The sequence below is a fragment of the Pseudoalteromonas sp. Cn5-37 genome, assembly GCF_021532495.1.
Taxonomy (GTDB): Bacteria; Pseudomonadota; Gammaproteobacteria; order Enterobacterales; family Alteromonadaceae; genus Pseudoalteromonas; species Pseudoalteromonas simplex.
Genome location: NZ_JAKGBA010000002.1, coordinates 370,223 through 389,781 on the forward strand (window position 1 = coordinate 370,223; position 19,559 = coordinate 389,781).

At 40.5% G+C, this 19,559-nt stretch carries 18 protein-coding genes; 6 read left to right on the plus strand and 12 right to left on the minus strand.

The window, feature by feature from the left end; genetic code table 11:
* Nucleotides 1-21: 21 nt before the first annotated feature.
* Nucleotides 22-213 carry a hypothetical protein gene (locus L1266_RS06470; RefSeq protein WP_054551284.1) on the minus strand — a complete coding sequence of 64 codons (192 nt, stop codon included), beginning with the start codon at nucleotides 211-213 and terminating at the stop codon, nucleotides 22-24.
* Nucleotides 214-265: 52 nt separating this feature from the next.
* A complete protein-coding gene (locus L1266_RS06475; protein ID WP_064485886.1) occupies nucleotides 266-439 on the minus strand; it encodes a DUF1328 domain-containing protein in 174 nt (57 codons plus the stop codon).
* Between the two features lie 534 nt (nucleotides 440-973).
* Between L1266_RS06475 and L1266_RS06480 the strand changes: the two genes are divergently transcribed.
* The 3 genes from L1266_RS06480 to L1266_RS06490 are packed head-to-tail and all read left to right on the plus strand — an operon-like array spanning nucleotide 974 to nucleotide 4,151.
* Nucleotides 974-1,222 carry an OadG family protein gene (locus L1266_RS06480; protein ID WP_199530053.1) on the plus strand — a complete coding sequence of 83 codons (249 nt, stop codon included), beginning with the start codon at nucleotides 974-976 and terminating at the stop codon, nucleotides 1,220-1,222.
* 15 nt (nucleotides 1,223-1,237) lie between these two features.
* The gene (oadA, locus tag L1266_RS06485) at nucleotides 1,238-3,010 is read left to right on the plus strand and encodes a sodium-extruding oxaloacetate decarboxylase subunit alpha (RefSeq protein ID WP_054551286.1); all 1,773 of its coding nucleotides are present in this window, start codon (nucleotides 1,238-1,240) and stop codon (nucleotides 3,008-3,010) included.
* A 10-nt stretch (nucleotides 3,011-3,020) separates the two neighbouring features.
* Complete coding sequence (locus tag L1266_RS06490) at nucleotides 3,021-4,151, plus strand: sodium ion-translocating decarboxylase subunit beta (protein ID WP_235377121.1); 1,131 nt, start codon at nucleotides 3,021-3,023, stop codon at nucleotides 4,149-4,151.
* Nucleotides 4,152-4,565: 414 nt separating this feature from the next.
* Here L1266_RS06490 and L1266_RS06495 read toward each other — a convergent pair whose 3' ends face one another.
* Nucleotides 4,566-5,882, minus strand: coding sequence for a peptidoglycan DD-metalloendopeptidase family protein (locus L1266_RS06495; protein ID WP_054551288.1), 1,317 nt, complete (start codon nucleotides 5,880-5,882; stop codon nucleotides 4,566-4,568).
* A 398-nt stretch (nucleotides 5,883-6,280) separates the two neighbouring features.
* On the opposite strand from L1266_RS06495, the gene tyrS reads away from it, so the two are divergent.
* Entirely contained in the window at nucleotides 6,281-7,480 is a 1,200-nt protein-coding gene (tyrS, locus tag L1266_RS06500) for a tyrosine--tRNA ligase (RefSeq protein ID WP_235377122.1), read from the plus strand.
* Nucleotides 7,481-7,535: 55 nt separating this feature from the next.
* Here tyrS and L1266_RS06505 read toward each other — a convergent pair whose 3' ends face one another.
* From L1266_RS06505 to folE2, 4 genes are all read right to left on the minus strand, one after another.
* Entirely contained in the window at nucleotides 7,536-8,486 is a 951-nt protein-coding gene (locus L1266_RS06505) for a cobalamin biosynthesis protein CobD/CbiB (RefSeq protein ID WP_235377123.1), read from the minus strand.
* A 1-nt stretch (nucleotide 8,487) separates the two neighbouring features.
* Nucleotides 8,488-9,195 (minus strand): 5'-methylthioadenosine/S-adenosylhomocysteine nucleosidase, encoded by a 708-nt coding sequence (gene mtnN / locus L1266_RS06510; RefSeq protein WP_235377124.1) that lies wholly within the window; start codon nucleotides 9,193-9,195, stop codon nucleotides 8,488-8,490.
* Nucleotides 9,196-9,298: 103 nt separating this feature from the next.
* Nucleotides 9,299-9,892 (minus strand): DUF2726 domain-containing protein, encoded by a 594-nt coding sequence (locus tag L1266_RS06515; RefSeq protein WP_054551292.1) that lies wholly within the window; start codon nucleotides 9,890-9,892, stop codon nucleotides 9,299-9,301.
* 81 nt (nucleotides 9,893-9,973) lie between these two features.
* Nucleotides 9,974-10,894, minus strand: a complete 921-nt coding sequence (gene folE2, locus L1266_RS06520) for a GTP cyclohydrolase FolE2 (RefSeq protein WP_235377125.1) — start codon at nucleotides 10,892-10,894, stop codon at nucleotides 9,974-9,976.
* 174 nt (nucleotides 10,895-11,068) lie between these two features.
* Here folE2 and arcB point away from each other — a divergent pair, with 174 nt between their 5' ends.
* The gene (gene arcB, locus L1266_RS06525; protein WP_138602046.1) at nucleotides 11,069-13,396 is read left to right on the plus strand and encodes an aerobic respiration two-component sensor histidine kinase ArcB; all 2,328 of its coding nucleotides are present in this window, start codon (nucleotides 11,069-11,071) and stop codon (nucleotides 13,394-13,396) included.
* 6 nt (nucleotides 13,397-13,402) lie between these two features.
* Here the strand turns inward: arcB and arcA are convergent, their stop codons facing one another.
* From arcA to trmB, 5 genes are all read right to left on the minus strand, one after another.
* Nucleotides 13,403-14,119: a two-component system response regulator ArcA gene (arcA, locus tag L1266_RS06530; RefSeq protein ID WP_054551295.1), complete on the minus strand. Its 717-nt coding sequence runs from the start codon at nucleotides 14,117-14,119 to the stop codon at nucleotides 13,403-13,405.
* Nucleotides 14,120-14,224: 105 nt separating this feature from the next.
* On the minus strand, nucleotides 14,225-14,749 hold the full coding sequence (locus L1266_RS06535) for a YfiR family protein (protein WP_228290684.1): 525 nt from the start codon (nucleotides 14,747-14,749) through the stop codon (nucleotides 14,225-14,227).
* Complete coding sequence (locus L1266_RS06540) at nucleotides 14,746-16,368, minus strand: ATP-binding protein (protein WP_054551297.1); 1,623 nt, start codon at nucleotides 16,366-16,368, stop codon at nucleotides 14,746-14,748. Before L1266_RS06540 ends, L1266_RS06535 begins: the two co-directional genes overlap by 4 nt.
* A gap of 120 nt (nucleotides 16,369-16,488) precedes the next feature.
* Nucleotides 16,489-17,517 (minus strand): 16S rRNA (guanine(1207)-N(2))-methyltransferase RsmC, encoded by a 1,029-nt coding sequence (rsmC, locus tag L1266_RS06545; RefSeq protein ID WP_166338687.1) that lies wholly within the window; start codon nucleotides 17,515-17,517, stop codon nucleotides 16,489-16,491.
* Between the two features lie 16 nt (nucleotides 17,518-17,533).
* Nucleotides 17,534-18,259 (minus strand): tRNA (guanosine(46)-N7)-methyltransferase TrmB, encoded by a 726-nt coding sequence (trmB, locus tag L1266_RS06550; RefSeq protein ID WP_054551299.1) that lies wholly within the window; start codon nucleotides 18,257-18,259, stop codon nucleotides 17,534-17,536.
* A gap of 218 nt (nucleotides 18,260-18,477) precedes the next feature.
* Between trmB and mutY the strand changes: the two genes are divergently transcribed.
* Complete coding sequence (gene mutY / locus L1266_RS06555) at nucleotides 18,478-19,554, plus strand: A/G-specific adenine glycosylase (protein ID WP_268841514.1); 1,077 nt, start codon at nucleotides 18,478-18,480, stop codon at nucleotides 19,552-19,554.
* Nucleotides 19,555-19,559: the final 5 nt, after the last annotated feature.

The following is a 19,559-nucleotide window of genomic DNA, read 5'->3' on the forward strand; positions in this document are numbered from 1 at the left end:
TTTCTTAAGTAAGGTGACTGATTAGCAGTTAGTTTCTTCTGCGTTAACACCTTCTTTTACTTCTTCACATGCATCTTCAACTGCATTTTGTGTATCAGTAATTGCTTCGTCAATACGCTCACCTGCGTCTTCAGCAGAGTTGTCTTCACAACCCATGATGAAAAGACCTGAAAATAGGGCGATAGTTGCGGCTTTTAAAGTTGAATTTTTCATAATGAAATTCCTTGTAAATTTAAAAATAAAGTAAGTGGTTATCTGCTTTTAACTACTTAGGGACGTTGCCTCTAAGTGCTCCTGATACCAGCGAAATAACAAGTAATACTAAAAATATAAAAAAGATAATCTTAGCGATGCCTGCAGCGGCTCCTGCGATACCGCCAAAACCTAACACTGCTGCGATTAACGCGATAACTAGAAAAGTAATTGTCCAGCGTAACATAGTGGTCTCCTTGGCTATTTAAATTTTCTTAAGTTCGATGTAACTGAAGCGAGTTCTGTGCCAGAACTTTTATTTTATATATTTCAATGGGTTGTGTGTTTTTATTGTTCTTTAGAGGGTTCATCATTTGGTAACTTTTACGAGTAAGCATGTAACTTATTCATAGTGATATTTTTTCATATTGAGATGCATGAGAAAAAGAGATAATGCACCAATAAATGGTAAGACCAATTTAACTTTATTTGGGTTGGCTACCTATAACACCTTGTTGTGTGTGGTTTTTAGCCATTTTGTTGCTATTAATTAATAGTTCAGCATATAACGACTGGCTATATTGATTATTTATATCATCTATAGCGGGGCTTTAAATGCGCTAATAGTAGGGTGTTAATTATATGTACGTCATGTTATTTTAAATTTAATTGGTTTTACCAATTTACAATGGTGCTATACAAATGAATTTTGTTTGTTATTATTGGTGCATAATTATTTAACAAAAATAACTTTTTATTTTAAGTAAGCGAGGGGAGTCGTATGGATATAGGTGGATTACTCACCACTGCGGCCAGTTTGATGGTGACAGGCATGGTAGGCGTGTTTGTTTTTCTGACTATTTTGATTTCAGCAGTCACTTTAATGTCAAAGCTGGTGGGTCGATTTGATGATCCTGCAACTGCAGAACCTACGCGTACAGCAAAAGTTCAACCTCAACAGGGTGTGCCACAGGCACATATTGCAGCAATCAGCGCTGCAATTGCTCAATTTCGAAATAAACAAAAATAACGGGGCAGCTTAAACATGGCTAAATTAAAACTAACCGAACTAGTATTGCGCGACGCACACCAGTCTCTTTTGGCAACGCGTATGCGCTTAGACGACATGCTACCCATGGCAGAAAAACTCGATAATGCGGGTTATTGGTCAATTGAATCATGGGGTGGTGCGACGTTTGACTCGTGTATCCGTTATTTAGGTGAAGATCCTTGGCAACGTATTCGCGAGCTAAAAGCGGCAATGCCAAACACTAAGCAGCAAATGCTACTGCGTGGGCAAAACCTTTTAGGTTACCGTCATTATGCTGATGATGTAGTCGAAAAGTTTGTTGAGCGTGCCCACAAAAACGGTGTTGATGTTTTCCGTATTTTCGATGCGATGAACGATGTGCGTAACCTTGAAACTGCCATTAAAGCTGCTGTTAAAGTAGGTGCTCATGCCCAAGGTACTATTTCGTACACAGTAAGCCCAGTCCATACGCTTGATATGTGGCTTGAGCTTGCAAAACAACTAGAAGATCTTGGTTGTCATTCAATTTGTATCAAAGATATGGCAGGTTTATTAAAGCCTTATGATTGTGAACAGTTGATCAAAGGTTTAAAAGAAACTGTGTCTATTCCTATTGCGATGCAATGCCACGCAACCACAGGTTTAAGCACTGCAACTTACCAAAAAGCGATCGATGCAGGTATCGATATGCTTGATACGGCTATTTCGTCAATGAGTATGACCTATGGTCATAGCGCCACAGAAACCATCGTTTCAATTGTAGAAGGCACTGAGCGAGACACAGGCCTTGATTTAAACCAATTAGAAGAAATTGCTGCTTACTTCCGTGACGTACGCAAGAAATATGCTGCATTTGAAGGCAGCCTTAAAGGCGTTGATGGACGTATCTTATTAGCGCAAGTGCCGGGCGGCATGTTAACTAATATGGAAAATCAGCTTAAAGAGCAAGGTGCTGCTGATAAACTTGATCAAGTATTACTTGAGATCCCGCGTGTTCGCGAAGACTTAGGTTACATTCCACTCGTTACACCAACCTCGCAAATTGTTGGTACTCAAGCGGTACTTAATGTGTTGACTGGCGAGCGATATAAAACCATCACGAAAGAAACTGCGGGTGTGCTTAAAGGCGAGTATGGTGCAACACCAGCGCCAATGAATAAAGAGCTGCAAGAACGTGTACTAGATGGCGCTGAAGCAATCACTTGCCGTCCTGCTGATAAGCTTGAGCCTGAACTTGAGAAGCTTGAAGCAGAGTTATTAAGTGAAGCTAAAGAGCAAGGTTTAGAGCTTGCTGATGACGTGATTGATGATGTGCTTACTTACGCATTATTCCCTCAAATTGGCCTTAAGTTTATTAAAAACCGTAACAACCCTGATGCGTTTGAAGCAATTCCAACGGGTGAAGTTGCTAAGTCAGAAAGTAAACCAGCCGCTTCAAGTCCTGCAAAAGCAGAGCAATACAGCGTTAAAGTTGACGGTAAAGTTTACGATGTCGTTGTAGCGCAAGGTGGTGAACTAAAAGAAGTAACTCTAAAAGACAGTGAGTTAATTCCTCAATCTGCCTCAGCGTCTGTTAGCGAAACCTTAAACGCGCCGTTAGCAGGCAATATTTTCAAAGTGAAAGTAAAAGCTGGCCAAACAGTAAATGAAGGTGATGTGGTTATCATAATGGAAGCAATGAAAATGGAAACAGAAGTTCGCGCCGCACACTCAGGTACAATAGCTGAAGTATTAGTAGCAGAGGGCGACTCTGTTGCCACTGGCGATGCGCTAATCGCGCTAGCATAGGAGACAGAGGATGAATGGTGTTTTAAACCTCTGGCATGCGACAGGTATTGCTAACTTTACCTTTCCTGCATTAATAATGATTGCGGTAGGTTGCGGGTTATTATATCTCGCAATCGCCCGTAAATTTGAGCCATTATTGTTATTACCTATCGGCTTTGGGGCTATTTTAACTAATATTCCTGTAGCCGGGTTATCTGAACCGGGTGGTTTGCTTTATTACGTGTACGATATCGGGATTGATTCTGGGGTGTTCCCACTTTTGATCTTTATGGGCGTGGGGGCGCTTACAGACTTTAGTGCCTTGATAGCAAATCCGCGTATGTTGCTGTTAGGCGCGGCTGCGCAGTTTGGTATTTTTGCTACTTTATTTGGTGCAATTCTACTTAACTTTATTCCTGGTTTTGAGTTTACACTTCAAGATGCATCGGCCATTGCCATTATTGGTGGAGCAGATGGTCCAACAGCTATTTTCTTAGCATCTAAGCTGGCACCTGATTTACTTGGTGCAATAGCAGTAGCGGCTTATTCATATATGGCACTTGTGCCAATTATTCAGCCGCCAATTATGCGTGCATTAACAACGCAAGAAGAACGTGAAATTCAAATGCCGCAACTTCGTACAGTATCGAAAAAAGAGAAAATTGTTTTTCCGTTAATGGTGCTTAGTTTAACTATCTTGTTTTTACCTGCGGCAACACCGCTGGTAGGTATGTTCTGCCTAGGTAACTTGATGCGTGAATCGGGCGTGGTTGATCGTTTAAGCAATAGTGCACAAAACGAAATCATCAACATTACCACCATTTTCTTAGGCTTAGCGGTAGGCTCAAAGCTTGCTGCAGATAAGTTCTTAACCGTAGAAACAATCGGTATTTTGGTGTTAGGTGCATTGGCCTTTGCAATTGGTACAGCGTCAGGCGTGTTTATGGCAAAAGGTCTGAATAAGATCTCTAAATCGCCAATCAACCCATTAGTAGGCGCAGCAGGTGTGTCAGCGGTACCAATGGCAGCACGGGTGGTTAATAAGGTAGGCCTTGAGAGCAACCCGCATAACTTCTTGTTAATGCATGCCATGGGACCAAACGTAGCAGGGGTATTAGGAAGTGCCGTTGCAGCAGGTATTCTGTTAGCGATTGTTGGCTAAGTCGATTTACTTCCAACCGACTGGCGCAGTAATTTTACTGCGCTTTTTTTTGCCTATAGACTAGGGTCACCCTAAAGAAATTGTAGTTAAATGATAGTTGTGTAAGGAAGCCGCCATGAATGTTTTTATTATCTTATTATGCCTTTTTGTTGCCTTGGTTATTCTAATACCGCTACTTGAAAAGTATCAGTCTAGAATGGGGCTTGATGGCGCGACAAAGTATGCAAAGTACATTTGGCCACTGGTGATGATTTCGCTGATTATTCAACTTATCTATGTTCTTTTAAGGTAATAGTTGTATTAAACCGCAGTGCTATCAGTACTCATTTTAGTAAAGTCTATAATAGTTTTAGCCGGGTTTATTTGGCACAAAAAAGCCGCTTCAATTGAAGCGGCTTTTTTATGTTTACTTAACTACTTATTTAACGCCAATTGTAACTCACGGTTACGTTGTAATTGCGCTAAGAAGTTATCAGCAATCGGTTTAAACTTAGCTAACTCATCGCGCGGTAAAGGCTCTGATTTAGGTAGTTTGACCGTTTTCGGATTACGGTGTACACCGTTTACTAAGAATTCATAGTGTAAGTGTGGGCCCGTTACACGACCTGTCGCACCAACCGTACCAATCTTTTGGCCTTGCTTCACTTTCTGACCAGTTCTAACCATCTTTTTGTCTAAGTGTAAGTACTTAGTTACATACTGTGTGCCATGGCTAATAAATACATAGTTACCATTGTATTTACTGTAGCCTGCTCTAATCACTTTACCATTACCCGATGATACAACTGGCGTACCGGTACGCGCTGCGTAATCGATACCGTTATGTGGTTTTACCGTTTTGGTCACTGGGTGTAAGCGACGCGGGTTAAAGCTCGAACTAATATACTTAAAGTTAACTGGCGCACGTAAGAAAGCCTTTTTCATGCTGCGGCCTTCAGGCGTATAGAAGTTACCATCGGTATGGCGAATAGCAGTGTAACGCTCGCCTTGGTTAATAAACTCTGCGGCAATAATTTTACCGTCGCCAATGTATTCACCATCAACATAGTGAGCTTCGTAAATAAGACCAAATTGGTCACCTTTACGAATGTCATTAGCAAAGTCGACATCCCAACCAAAGATGTCAGCAAAATTCATAATTTGACGCTCGCTTAAGCCAGCGGCAATGCCTGATGTCCAAAAGCTATTAGAGATCTCGCCGCCAGCAGATTTACTTAGCGTTTCGATTTCTTTGCTATCGATAGAAGTGTCGTAGTTACCTTCGTCATTTAATGTAACGTATAAGGTATCTGTTTTTGAGATCACATAACGAAGCTGCGCTAAAGAGCCATCTTCAGCGGTTGCAAAGCTTAAGATTTCGCCTGGGTGAATTTTTGTTAACTTACGAGTTTCAGCGTTGGTATTAACTAGTTTGTGTAATGTTTGCGCTGAGAAACCCGCACGTTTAAAGATAAGTGCTAAATTATCGCCATTACGTACTTCATGGTCGATAAGCTCGTATTCTGGAAGTTTTGCTGCTGCTTGCTCCGAATTAAGCTCAGTTAGTTTTTCGTTATCATCAACTTTAACTTGTAATTCGTAGCGTTTGCCAATTTCAAGTGCGTTTGCACTGTTGTCCTTTGATGCGGTGGCTTTTTCAGAAGGCAATAACGCCAAGCCGACAATAGCAGAAACCAAACCGAGAATAAGCAGTTTGTGTTTTTTGGGAAGTTTGTGCACTACGTGAACCATATCGTGCCTTTTCTGCTGTCAAGAAATTTAAATACTAATATCGCAGGATATACCTAAAATAGAGCAAATACCAGTGTTTTGTAGATTTAAACTGGCGCTATTTTACGCTAGAATTGGCCTGCGCGTTAAACTTTTTTGTTTAAAATTGCAGCAGATGTCTATGGTTAAACTAAATCTACATTAGTTAACTATAGTCCCTTCATTAAATTGCAATAACGCGGTATAAAGAACAATCATGCGCGCTGCCTTCAGGGCTGTTTCTTAAACTATTTAAGTTAGGCTTTTTTCTAGTGTCGCTTTTTGGTGCTAACTAGCTAAATTTTAAAGTTTTTAGCTCTATATTTATAACCCTGACAGGCCACCACGCCCCGGTAGCTGAATTTTTGGAGTAATACACAGTGGATTTACAAACCGCTCTAGCTGAGATAAAACGCGGTGCAGAAGAGATATTAATTGAAGACGAATTAGTCGAAAAGCTAAAGTCTGGTAAGAAACTTAAGATCAAAGCGGGTTTCGATCCAACTGCGCCTGATCTGCATTTAGGTCACACAGTTCTTATCAACAAAATGAAAACCTTCCAAGACCTAGGTCATGAAGTGATTTTCTTGATCGGTGACTTCACCGGTATGATTGGTGATCCGACGGGTAAAAACGTAACGCGTAAACCGTTAACCCGTGAAGATGTATTAGCTAATGCTGAAACCTATAAAGAGCAAGTATTTAAGATTCTTGATCCTGCTAAAACTACAGTTGCATTCAACTCTACTTGGATGGAGAACTTAGGTGCAGCAGGTATGATTAAACTGGCTGCGCGTCAAACAGTAGCACGTATGCTAGAACGTGATGACTTTAAAAAGCGTTATGCCAGCGGTCAATCAATTGCTATCCACGAATTTTTATATCCACTGGTACAAGGTTGGGACTCAGTTGCATTAGAAGCTGATGTTGAACTTGGCGGTACAGACCAACGTTTTAACCTATTAATGGGTCGTGAATTACAAAAAGACGAAGGTCAAAAACCACAAACAGTATTGATGATGCCACTGCTTGAAGGTACTGACGGCGTTCAAAAAATGTCTAAGTCATTAGGTAATTACATTGGTATTACTGATGAGCCTAACGACATGTTTGGTAAAGTGATGTCTATTAGTGATGAGCTAATGTGGCGTTACTATGACTTATTAAGTGCATTATCTATCGAAGAGATTGCAGCGCTTAAACAATGTGTTGCAGATGGTGCAAACCCGCGCGACATTAAGATTGAGCTTGCCAAAGAAATGATTGCACGTTTCCACAGCGAAGAAGCAGCCGAAGGTGCTCATCAAGATTTCATCAAGCGTTTCCAAAAGAATGCGTTACCAGATGAGATCCCTGAAGTAACAGTAACAATTGCTGAAGACACTGTGTTTATCACTAATCTATTAAAAGAAGCGAACCTTGTTGCAAGTACGTCAGAAGCAATGCGTATGATTAAACAAGGCGCTGTAAAGATTAATGGTGAAGAAAAAGTAACGGATACTAAGCTTGAAGTTGCTAAAGGCACTACACAGATTTACCAAGTAGGTAAACGTAAGTTTGCTAAAATCACCTTAGCTTAAATAAATAAGCTAACAGAATAAAAACCAGCTGCGGCTGGTTTTTTTGTGCCTTTTTTTAGTTAATAAACAGCGTAGCCACTTCAATGGCGATGATAAGTAGTAACCAAAATGCTTTCGCTTGATTTAAGCGATTCACTAAAGCGGGAATATCATCGGCATCTGGTAGGCGATCGGTACCAACACGCATTTTATTAAAGCGCTCACCTTGGTAAAGGGCAGGGCCACCTAATTGCACTTGTAGAGCAGCCGATGTAACACTTAACAGCCAACCCGTATTGGTTTGATAAAAGTGTCTGCCATAGTGCTTAATGTAATGAATGCTCTGTCTACTGGCATTGGTTGCTGCAATGGTTAATGCGACTAATCGAGTGGGTAACCACTCCAATACAAATAGTAACTTAGCAATGGGAGCCAAAAACGGGTTGTTGGGTTTTTGGTTTTTTCGCCATGCTTGATGAATTAATGTCAGTAAGCGATAAACTAAAGCAAGGATAGCGCCGCCAAGTAGATAAAAGAAGATAACGGCAAAATAATGCCGCGCACTTTGTAACACCAGTGACTCCATGGTTGCTTTACAAATTCCAGAAGCCGATAAACGTGATACATCACGGGCAACAAAGCTCGAGAGTAGCTCTCTAGCAGTCGCTTTTTGGTTGAGCTTGAGTAATCTGGCAATACGTAATGATTTCTTCTCTTGCGCGCGGCTACTGAGTAACAAATATAAAATTAAGCCGCTTAATAACTCAGGATAAAAAGCAAACTCTAAAAACAGCACAACTAATGTCACTATCACTAAAATAGTGAGTGTAAAAGCCAAAGTTGAGGCTAAATATTGATAGCTTTTAGGATTCGTTGGGTTGTATAAACGATCGTTGAGGGCAGAGAAAATAACGCTTAAAAAGGTATTAGGATGATACCAACTAACCAAAGGAAAGAAGCGCTCAGCTAAGAGCGCTACAAAAAATACAATAATGTCCAAATGGTTTTGAACAATATTTGCAATCACCTTATAAACTCACCGATGTTAGCTTCTCTAAAAGAGCAACAACCATTTTAGATGAGTTGATAGATGCAGTTTCGATATACTCTTCAAATGATTGCGGCGATTCTTTGCCAGCAATGTCAGACATTGAACGAATAACAACAAATGGTGTTTCTAGCACGTGACAAGCTTGTGCAATTGCTGCACCTTCCATTTCTACTGCAAGCATAGTTGGAAATTCTGCGCGTGTTTTTTCAATTCTTACCGGGTCACACATGAATGAATCACCAGTACAAATTAGGCCAATCATGGTTTTAACATCGCTGATTTGGCTTACGCTTTGCTCTGCCGCGTCAATCAATTTAGGGTGCGCAGCAAAGCCCGCTGGCATTTGTGGTACTTGGCCGATTTCGTAACCGAATGCAGTCACGTCTACATCGTGGTGACGAACTTCTGAAGAAATAACGACATCACCTACATTTAGCGATGGCTCAAAACCACCTGCAGAACCTGTGTTGATCACACAATCTGGGCTGAAGTTGTCGATTAGTAGTGTCGTTGCTACTGCAGAAGCTACTTTACCAATACCAGATTGAACTAAAGTAACAGTGTTACCCGCTAATTCACCGGTGTAAAAGGTAAAACCAGCTTTAGTCATGATGCTTGGGTTTACCATTGCTTCGCGTAAGATTTTTACTTCTGGCTCCATCGCGCCAATAATACCAACGTGCATAATATTTGATTCCTTAGGTTGAATAGGGTGATTATACCTAAAAATGTCTAAAACAAACAAAAAAGCAGACCTTAAAGTCTGCTTTTGCCAATATTATGACGGACTATATTTCTGCAAGCGCCGTTGAGTGTGCTTTTGCTTGTGATGGTGATAGTACTGCTGGTTTAGTTACTCGATTGCGCGCAGGTCTTGCCGGTGCTGCTGCAGGTTTACCAAGTTTAAACATGATAGCGTCACGCACTTCTCTTGGTTGATAGCCTGATTTTACTTTCATACGAATATGCGGAATGCCTGCCGCTTCTAACGCGCCACTGACAAACCAGTCACGTTGTGCTTTATGGCCGTCACGGTTGGTGTTATTTACTAAATCAACAGCGGCAACAATGCTAAGTTTGTCCTTGTCGATAAGCACGTAATCTAACTGTTTGTTTTTGGCTTTAGCCATTGCAGCACGTTTAGCTTTGACAGATAAGCCTTGCTTACAGTCGATTAAATCAATCAGTTTAACACGGCTGACGATTTTGTACTGGTCACCTACCGCACGTTCTAGCAGGTGTAAAAAAGCACTCTCAACTTGCGTAAAAACAGTTTGCTTACGAGTGAAAGGGTAAGGGTTTCCGCCTTCATCGGTAAACTTTGACGCAACAACAGAGGCTACGACGACTAATACTAAAATTGATAATAAAGCGAATTCCATACGGTAACTCCACAACAACAAATTGACACTGAAAACTAATAGCAATTAGCGTGCCTAACTGTATGGAGCTACCCGAAATTTTTAAGCCGTGTATCCGCCAGCAACCCCTTTAACTGCGATTGCTACCGCGTCATGGGCATGAAGTGATTCGTAGTGGTTTATTTGTAGCCAGTAATCTGCGTAGTTATGCTGTTCAAGTAAGCCTTTAATTTTACGTGCAGCATCTTCGCAGAACATGAGGTTTTGACCATTTAAGCGGGCAAACTCTTGCTCATCTTCACGTTTAACCGCCGCTTGTACTGGCGTTTTTAGCTCAGCTTCTAAAGCATCAATTAAGCCAACCACATCAAAGCTGTCAATTTGGCTGTCGAGTTTTACTTTCACGTTGGCGATTGAACGCTGTGAGTGTGGTGTAGCTACAATCCCGTCAGTTGTGCCTAGCCATTCTAAAACAGTTTGCTTATCAACATTTTGCTCTGCAAACTTTTCGCTAAAGGCATTTTGAATTAATTGACGAGCAAGAGCCGCTGAACATGGGCATGTTGACGAGTAAGTGACATCAACCATTAACTCAAAGCTTACAATGCCTTGGTTGATCTTAGCGATCAGATGAATCGGGTAGTTTTTCCAACCTACTTTGCCACTTAATAAAGATTTTCGGCGCAGTGGTAGCTCAAACTTAAATTCGATTTGTGCTTGGTCACTTAAATCATCATGGCTGCTAATAAAGGTATCAAGTGCTTGCTTGAGAGTTTGTGGATTAACTTGCTGCTCGGTTGATAAGGTATCAAGGGCTAAAAATAAACGCGACATATGAATGCCTTTGGCGTCTTCTTTATGCAAGTTTACAAAAGCGCGTGCCTTGGCAATTACGTTTACAGGGGCAATATTGCGAGTTTCAAAAATGAAAGGAAGTTCAATTTCGCCCATGCCAACCCAGTCTAATTTACCTGTTTGTAAGGCGGGAGCCGTATCAGCAATATCTGGCATTGTGGTTTGCATGGTAATACTCATTCTTTGCAATTATTAAAGCGCGGTATTTTACATGAAAAAATATAAAAAAGCGGCGTTGATGAAAAAATTCTATGTTTATCGCACAATATGAATATTTCTAAAGGAATAGTGATAAAATTAACTATGCTGTTTTTTTTCGATTATGTGCCTAAGCTTTAATATATGATTGATTCTTCTTTGAGTCCCTGGGCTCGCACACTCTCAAGCTTTATTTCTAAGTACGGTGAGTTTAAAACTGCCGCTGCCTGTTATGCCTTATTACTGGTCATGTCGCTGATTTTATCGTGCATGTTTTATTATGTAGCAGTCGGTACGGTAACTTTAGTTGATGTTTTAGCTGTGTTGTTTTTTACCGCAGTAGTATCGCCGATATTAATAACAGTGCTGCTCAATTCTATTCGCCAGTTAGAAGCATCTTATAGTTATCTAGATAGCGCAACCAAACAAGAAAAACTGCTCAATCAAACGCTAAAAGACAATATCAGTCGCTTAAACGAAGAGATTGATGAACGTAAAATGGCGTTTCATGCTAAGCACAGAGCAATAGAAGAACTTAGACGCGAAATTGCTGAGCGTAAGAAAACTCAACAAGAACTAGCTCAACAAGGCATGTTATTACGCTCTATTGTCGACTCATCTCCCGATTTGTTTTATTACCGCGACAACAATGGTGTGTTTGCTGGCTGTAATAAAATGTTCGAACAAGTGATTGGTAAAAGCAGCGATGAGTTAATCGGCAAGAGTGTCGAAGAAATCTATCCAAGTGATTATTTACCGGAGGTACTTCGCACTGACAAAAAAGTATCTCAAACTCACCAAGCTCTTACACTTGACGTTGAATACCCTGTTAATGGTGAAAAGCGTTGGTTTGAGATGCGTAAGTTACCCTTTATTAATGAAAAAGGTGAGTACATTGGTTTACTTGCCTTTGGCCGTGATATCACCAGTCGTAAAGAGGCGGCTCAGGCCCTTGAAGCGGCTTACAAAGATAAAGGTAAATTCATTGCGACTCTAAGTCATGAACTAAGAACACCGCTTAACGGTATAGTGGGTTTAACCCGCATGTTGCTAGATACAGAACTTGATAAACAACAACGTAGTTGGTGTAACACGGTATTCTCAAGTGCCGAAACCCTTGGCAATATATTTAACGATATTATCGACTTGGATAAAATTGATCGTGAGCAGCTTGATATTGTTGCTGACTCAGTCAATGTGGCCGACTTTATAAATGATGTGGTGAACTTTGCAGGCTTAATTGCTGAGCAAAAGGGGCTTGAGTTCAATATTAAACGCAAAGGTACGTTAGACGTTTATGCGTCACTTGATCCGACTCGTTTACGTCAAGTTGTTTGGAATCTCATCAATAATGCGGTTAAGTTCACCCAACAGGGTCATGTTGAGCTTGAATGTCGCCGTGAGAATCGCGCTGATGGGCCTTGGTTAGTGATGCGTGTAAGCGACACCGGTCAAGGCATTCCTCAAGAGCAGCTTCACCGTATTTTTGACATGTACTATAAGGCACCTGATATCAAAGGCACCAATGCAATTGGTTCAGGGATTGGTCTTGCAGTAACTAAAGCACTTGTTACTGCGATGAAAGGTGAAATCAATGTCAGCAGTACTGAAGGTGAGGGCAGTGTTTTTGTTGTCGAAATTCCCCTTAAGCTTTGTATTGCGCCAGCTGAGCAAAGTTATGCGGTACGCAGCTTAAATATTCTTTTAGTTGAAGATGTGCCGCTAAATGCTGAGATTGCTACCAACCTACTTGAGCAGCGTGGCCACGAAGTTATTTGGGCTGAAACAGGTGAAGATGCGCTGTCGTTTGTCTACACAGAAGATGACTTAGACCTCGTTTTACTTGATATGCAATTACCAGACATCAATGGTGATGAAGTTGCTCGTCAAATTCGTGATGATGAGCACTTTGATAAGCTGCCAATCGTTGCCTTGACTGCCAACGTGCGTAGTGCCGAAGAAGAACTTGCGGGTATTAATATTCAAGGTGCACTCGCTAAGCCTATCAACACCACAAAACTCGATAAAATGCTCGGCGAGCTATTTGATATCAAACAGCAACAAAATTGTCAGCCTGAGCCAATTAAAGCCGTGACGGAAAAAGACTTATCGGGTATACGTGTTGAGCTTCTCGATATAGAAACCATCGAAGACTTTGTAGGCTCAATGGGGCTGGTTATTTTTAATCGTAGCTGTGAGTTATTTAATAAGTTAAACCCTCAGTATCAAACTGAGCTAGCAGATGCGTTAGCTGAAGATGATAGAGAAGAATACAAATCGGTGGCGCATAAATTGAAAGGTGCAGCTGGCTCTGTGGGCTTAAACGATGTGCAGTTACATGCTAAGAAGATGGAACACGGCGCGCTTGAAGAAAGTAGTGAAGAGTTACAACAGTGGCTTGATGAACTTGCAGTTAAAATAAATGAAGGGCGTGACGCCCTCCAATTATTCTTACAACAGTTAGAAGATTAATTCTAATTAGCTGTCGATTTTACCAATGAAACGATAGCCTTCACCATGGATGGTGCTGATCAGCTCAGAGGTGCTGTTATCGCTTTCAAAGTGTTTTCTGATACGACGAATGGTTACGTCTACAGTGCGGTCATTTGCGCGAAGCTCACGGCCAGTCATGTGCTTAATTAATTGCTCACGGCTGAAAATACGGCCCGGTGAATCGAGCATTAAACGAAGTGCGCGGTATTCACCTTTAGGTAAACGCTTAGCGTCGCCACTTGGAGATGTTAAACAACGGCTGTTTTCATCAAGTTCCCAACCGTTAAATGTAATAACACCATTTGTTTCGATATTCGCTTCTTCGCCACCTAATGCTGTGCGCGAAATAAGGTTACGAGCACGAATAGTTAATTCGCGAGGGTTGAATGGTTTTGTGATGTAATCATCAGCACCAATTTCAAGACCTAAAATGCGATCAACGTCGTTGTCACGACCTGTTAAGAAAATTAAACCAACATTACGTTTTTGACGTAATTCACGCGCTAAAATAAGCCCGTTTTTACCTGGTAGGTTGATATCCATAACTACAAGGTTCACATCATCATTATTTGTAAGCTTGTCATGCATATCATCGCCATCAATGGCTTCAATAACTTTGTAACCTTCGGCTTCAAATAAACTAACGAGGTTTAGTCGAGTTACGTCTTCATCCTCTACGATCAGAATGACTGGCGTTTGCATTGTATATTAACCTTTTCGGAAATTTTATTTACAAAAATTCGGTATTATCAAGCAAAACCGAATACTAGAGATTATAGGATTAGATCCAATTGTTAACAAGTAAAATCAATTTGGATAAAACTTAGCCATAGCTAACAATCGAGATTGCACTTTAAAGTTATGCTGCAATACGTGCTGCTTATTGATATACAGTCGGATTTTATTTCCTTCTTGAACCAGAGAGGCTATTCCGCCTTTCTCTAAAAAGCGAATACTTTCACCTATCGTTAAAGTATTTAATGAAATTGTATCGGTCCAAAGTGGAAGTATATCATTTTCTAATGTTTCATCAATGTATGTGATATCACAAATCTGAGAAAGTTCAGAAATTTGCTGAGTTTTTTTCACTAAAATAACGTTGATAGGTTTTTTGTTAATTTGCAGTTCACTTTTGTCCTTTAGGAACGACCCAGGCCCTGTTTCTACATTATAAAAACAGAAAGAAATAGGTGGAGGATCCATGCTTTCAGTAAACTTAGTGAACTTAGCAATTTGATATAAAAACGCAGATTTTACTTGTTCTGGTGATTTTGCAAAACTCGGGGTGGCGTAAATAACAAAAGCAAAAAGGCAACATATGATTTTCATCATGCATTACCTTCAGATAAGGGGAGAGTAATAATAAAATGAGCACCCTCGGTATTTAACTCATCGTGAATTATTGTACCGCCTAAGGCTTGGGTTACCAGGTTATAAACTAAATGCATACCTAGTCCACTTCCACCTTCGCCTCGTTTGGTTGTCACAAATGGGTCGAAAATACGTTTTCGAATCGTCTTTTCAACACCAACGCCATTATCGAAATAGTGAATAATAAAGCTGCTTTCATTGCGCTCAACGTTAAAGGTGATCTCGTTATCAAGCTCGTCGCTAAAACCATGGATCACAGAGTTACTCAATAACTGCTGTAACACCTGCTGTAATGGTCCCGATTTAGTCTCAATACTAAAGTCATTATTGCAGTTAATCGTGATTTTAGGATTGCGATATTGTATTTCTGAGCGCATCGACATAATCACATCATTTAATAAATTATATAAGTTTACGTTAGTGGTTATTTCGACATCTTGATTAACTGCCACTTTCTTAAAGCTTGAGACTAGCTCTGCGGCTCGGTTTAAGTTGCGATAGATAAGATCTAGATTTTCAATGCCATCAGTTATAAAGCGTTTTAAATGTGCTGAGGTGAGTGTTTTTTGCTCAAACTGCGCGTTGATTTCTGCCAGCTTGTCACGGAGCAAAGTTGAACCCGTAATACCTAAGCCGATAGGTGTATTTACCTCATGGGCAACACCTGCAACCATTTGCCCTAAAGAGGCCATTTTTTCATTTTCTACTATTTGATTTTGGTATTGATGCATACGCTCAAGTGTATTGAGTAGTTCTTGGTTAGCCTCACGCAAGGCAATAGTACGTTGATTTACTTTCTCTTCAAGGCTTTGGTTAAGCTGTTTTATTTCTTGTTTGTCTTTTTCGTGGCGCTCGATTTGCTTTTGGGTTCGGGCAAGCATGATATTTAAGCTGCTAGAAAGCTGATTAATTTCATCGACATTAGTTTTTTGTGCGCGAGTGTCATAGTTATGGTTTTTTGACACATCTTGAAGCAAGTTACTCAGTTCATCAATTGGGTTCGCAATACGTTTTTGAATACGCAGAGCAACAAAATATACCAACACTAAAACAAATAGGGTTAGTAAAATATCAATAAAGATTTTACGGTTAATATACTGATTGAGCCTATCTAAGCCACCACGAACATAGGCATAGCCAATCACTTCTCCTTCATATTTGATTGGTTTTATTAATTCTATTACATCATCTTTAAACTTTGGCTCAGACAGCTCGCTGATACTGTTTACTTTGATAGGAACTGGCGGAGTTCTATTGGCGTTAAAGCTGCTGAAAAAAACAGGCTCATTCGATAATTCGTCAATTGCGTATATGTGAATGTTTTTAATGAGCGGCACTGTCTCGAAAGATTTTAGGCGCTCTGTTTCAGTTTCGTTATCATCAAATAACACTGTGACCTGGGCGTTATATGCAATAATTTCAGATAGAATAGTTATTTTATCGACAATTAAGGCTTTTTGTTCTTTTACATCTAGGTAGGTCGAAATAGAGATAGACAAAGACAAGCACAACGCAGTAACAAGCATAACCGCATTAGTTAATGCCTTACGAATACTCGTTTGTGCCGATAAAATTGACATGCGCTATAGAAAGCCTAAATTTTTATTTTATTAGTAAGAGTTTAGTCTAGCAAAGACATTTAAAAGTAACTAAATATTTTAAAAAATATTTTTGCTACGAATAAGCTATTTACTCAACTTTTATTTAGCTGAGTAAACTGCAAATTTTGTATTTTTGAAATCGGTACTGTATTGGCCAAATTGCGCTTCTAAAATAGGTGGGTATTTTAAGAAGCTGTTTGCAACTATGGTCAGTTTACCTTGCTTACTCAAGTGTTGCTTTGCAGAGCTAAGAAATGCCTCGGCAATGGTGTAATCAGTGGCAATACCGGTGTGGAAAGGAGGGTTACTGATGATTAAGTCGAATTTACCATTAATATCAGATAAGCCATCACTTAATACCGCTTGGCCTTTAAGGTTATTTAATGCAAGTGTTTGCTCTGTGGCGTAAGTAGCAAGAGCACTTACATCGCTACATACAAACTCAAGCTCAGGCTGCTTTTTTCCTAAATAAGTAGCAATAATGCCTGCGCCACATGCAAAGTCGAGCACTTTACCCTTGCTAATACTTGGCGCATTATTTAGAAGTACCGCGGTACCTACATCAAGCGCACCGTGGTTAAATACGCCCGGCACACTAATCGCCGTAAATTCAATATCGCCGGCTTTCACTTGAAATTGCTTATGATAACGACCGATAGCAAAGTTATCGTTTAGCGTAAGCTCAGAGAATAAATACAAAATACAGTGCTTGGCACTATCGATTTTGTTACTAAAACCACAGTGATCTTTTAGTTGTTTCTCTGCTGATTTAACACCGCTTTTATTTTCACCTACCACAAATAGTTGCGCGTCTTGATGACAAACAGCACGAATGTTATCGAGGCACATTTGTGCTTCGGGCTTAGCTTTTGGGTAATAATAGATAACTAAATCGTAGTTATTATCTGGAATAGTGTGGCTAACCACAGCATGTACACCGGCAATTTTGCTAGCATACATGGCATTTGCGTGGTTATAACTGAACGCAGTAATTTTTGCTTCAGGGTTTAGCGTTTTAAGTTCGCGTAAGAAGCCATCTTGCTCAAAGTTAACCACTAAAATCGATTGTCCAACAAGTTCGTCTTCATTTCGAAGCAATAATAAACTTGGGTTGGTTAACTTACTCATGCTGCTTTACCTTTTGTTACTTAGTACGCTCAAACATTAGATCCCATACGCCGTGACCTAAACGGTGACCGCGCTGCTCAAATTTTGTCAGTGGACGTGAATCTGGGCGAGGAACGTAATCGTTAGTTTCTGATTGGTTTTTGTAACCTTCAGCAACTTGCATTACTTCAAGCATATGCTCAGCATAATTTTCCCAGTCAGTCGCCATATGGAAAACACCGCCAATTTTTAATTTGCTACGTAACTTTTGTGCAAACTCTGGTTGTACGATACGACGCTTATGGTGACGTTTTTTATGCCATGGATCAGGGAAGAATAATTGCAGCTTAGATAAGCTTTCATCGGCAATACAATCAGCTAGAACTTCAACTGCATCGTGTTCGAATACGCGTAAGTTTGTTACACCTGCTTCGTCGGCATCCATTAAACAGGCACCTACACCTGGGCGGTGAACTTCAATACCGATGAAGTTAAGCTCTGGTGCGTTTTTAGCCATTTCGACTAGCGATTTACCCATACCAAAACCGATTTCTAGTACCACATCGTTATCGTTACCAAACACTTCTTTTAGGTTTAGCATGCCATTTTTATGCTCAAGGCCCATCGTTGGCCAACACTTCTCGATGGCTGCCGCTTGGCCTTTTGTGAGGCGACCTTCGCGCTTTACGAAACTACGAATCGTGCGGATGTATTTACCCTCTTGCTTTGCTTGCTCGAGGTTTGGGTTACTTGAGTCACTCATATATTTTGGCCTGATAAAAATACTGACGATAGAAAAAGGGTGCGTATTATCCCTGACCTGCGCCTTGAGTACAATAGTCTGGGCTTGTTTATCTTATGAGATTAATATTGCAGCCATATGCTAGCTATTTAGGTAAAGTAGGGGCAGTTCGACTTGCTTGGCCTAACCAACTGCAATAGACTTGGCCGCAATGAGCTTCAGCAAGTAAAGATGTTATTTTGAATTTAAGCAATAAGGAGTCAACTTGGTTTGCAAACCAAGTGGTTGACTGGTACCACCTTCACGGCCGTAAAACTCTCCCTTGGCAGTTAAATAAAACCCCTTATAAGGTATGGATCTCTGAGGTCATGCTACAGCAGACTCAAGTGGTGACTGTTATTCCATACTTTGAAAAGTTTATGCAAAGCTTTCCTGACATTATTGCGCTTGCTAATGCCGATGAAGATCAGGTGTTACACCATTGGACTGGCCTTGGCTACTACGCCCGAGCGCGTAACTTACATAAAACTGCAAAAATAGTCCGTGATAACTACCAAGGTGAGTTTCCAACTACGCTTGAAGAAGTTATGGACTTGCCGGGTATTGGTCGTTCAACGGCAGGGGCTATCTTGTCTTTATCGCTTGGTCAACATCATCCAATTTTAGATGGCAATGTTAAACGAGTGCTAGCACGCTTTTTTATGGTTGAAGGCTGGTACGGAGTGAAAAAGGTCGAAAATCAACTTTGGTCATTATCATCGCAATTAACGCCTAAAGAGTCGGTTACTGAGTTTAATCAGGCAATGATGGATTTAGGTGCAAGCCTTTGTTCACGTAGTAAGTTTGATTGTGAGCCTTGTCCTTTGAATAGTAAGTGCCTTGCTTTTAAAGAAGGTAAAGTAAAAGAGTTCCCGCATTCAAAGCCTAAGAAAGCTGTACCGAAAAAGTCATGCCATCAGCTCATTCTAGCCTGCGACAATAAAGTGCTTATGGAAAAGCGCCCAAGCTCAGGAATATGGGGTGGTTTATTTGGCTTTTTTGAGTTTAGCGAGCAAGCTGAGCTCGAATCATTTTTAGCTCAGCATGGTCTATCAAGCAATACGCAGGCACTTGAAGCCTTTACCCATGTATTTTCGCATTTTGAGCTAACCATCAATCCACATGTTTTAACCTTGCCGAGCATTCCAGATCTCATTAATGAACGACAACTGGTTTGGTATCCGCTTGATGAGTCTGTTGAGGTTGGTCTTGCTGCACCAACGAAAAAGCTGGTTAAACAATTAAGCGCAATAGATTACAATAGCATCACGCAATAAGAGTA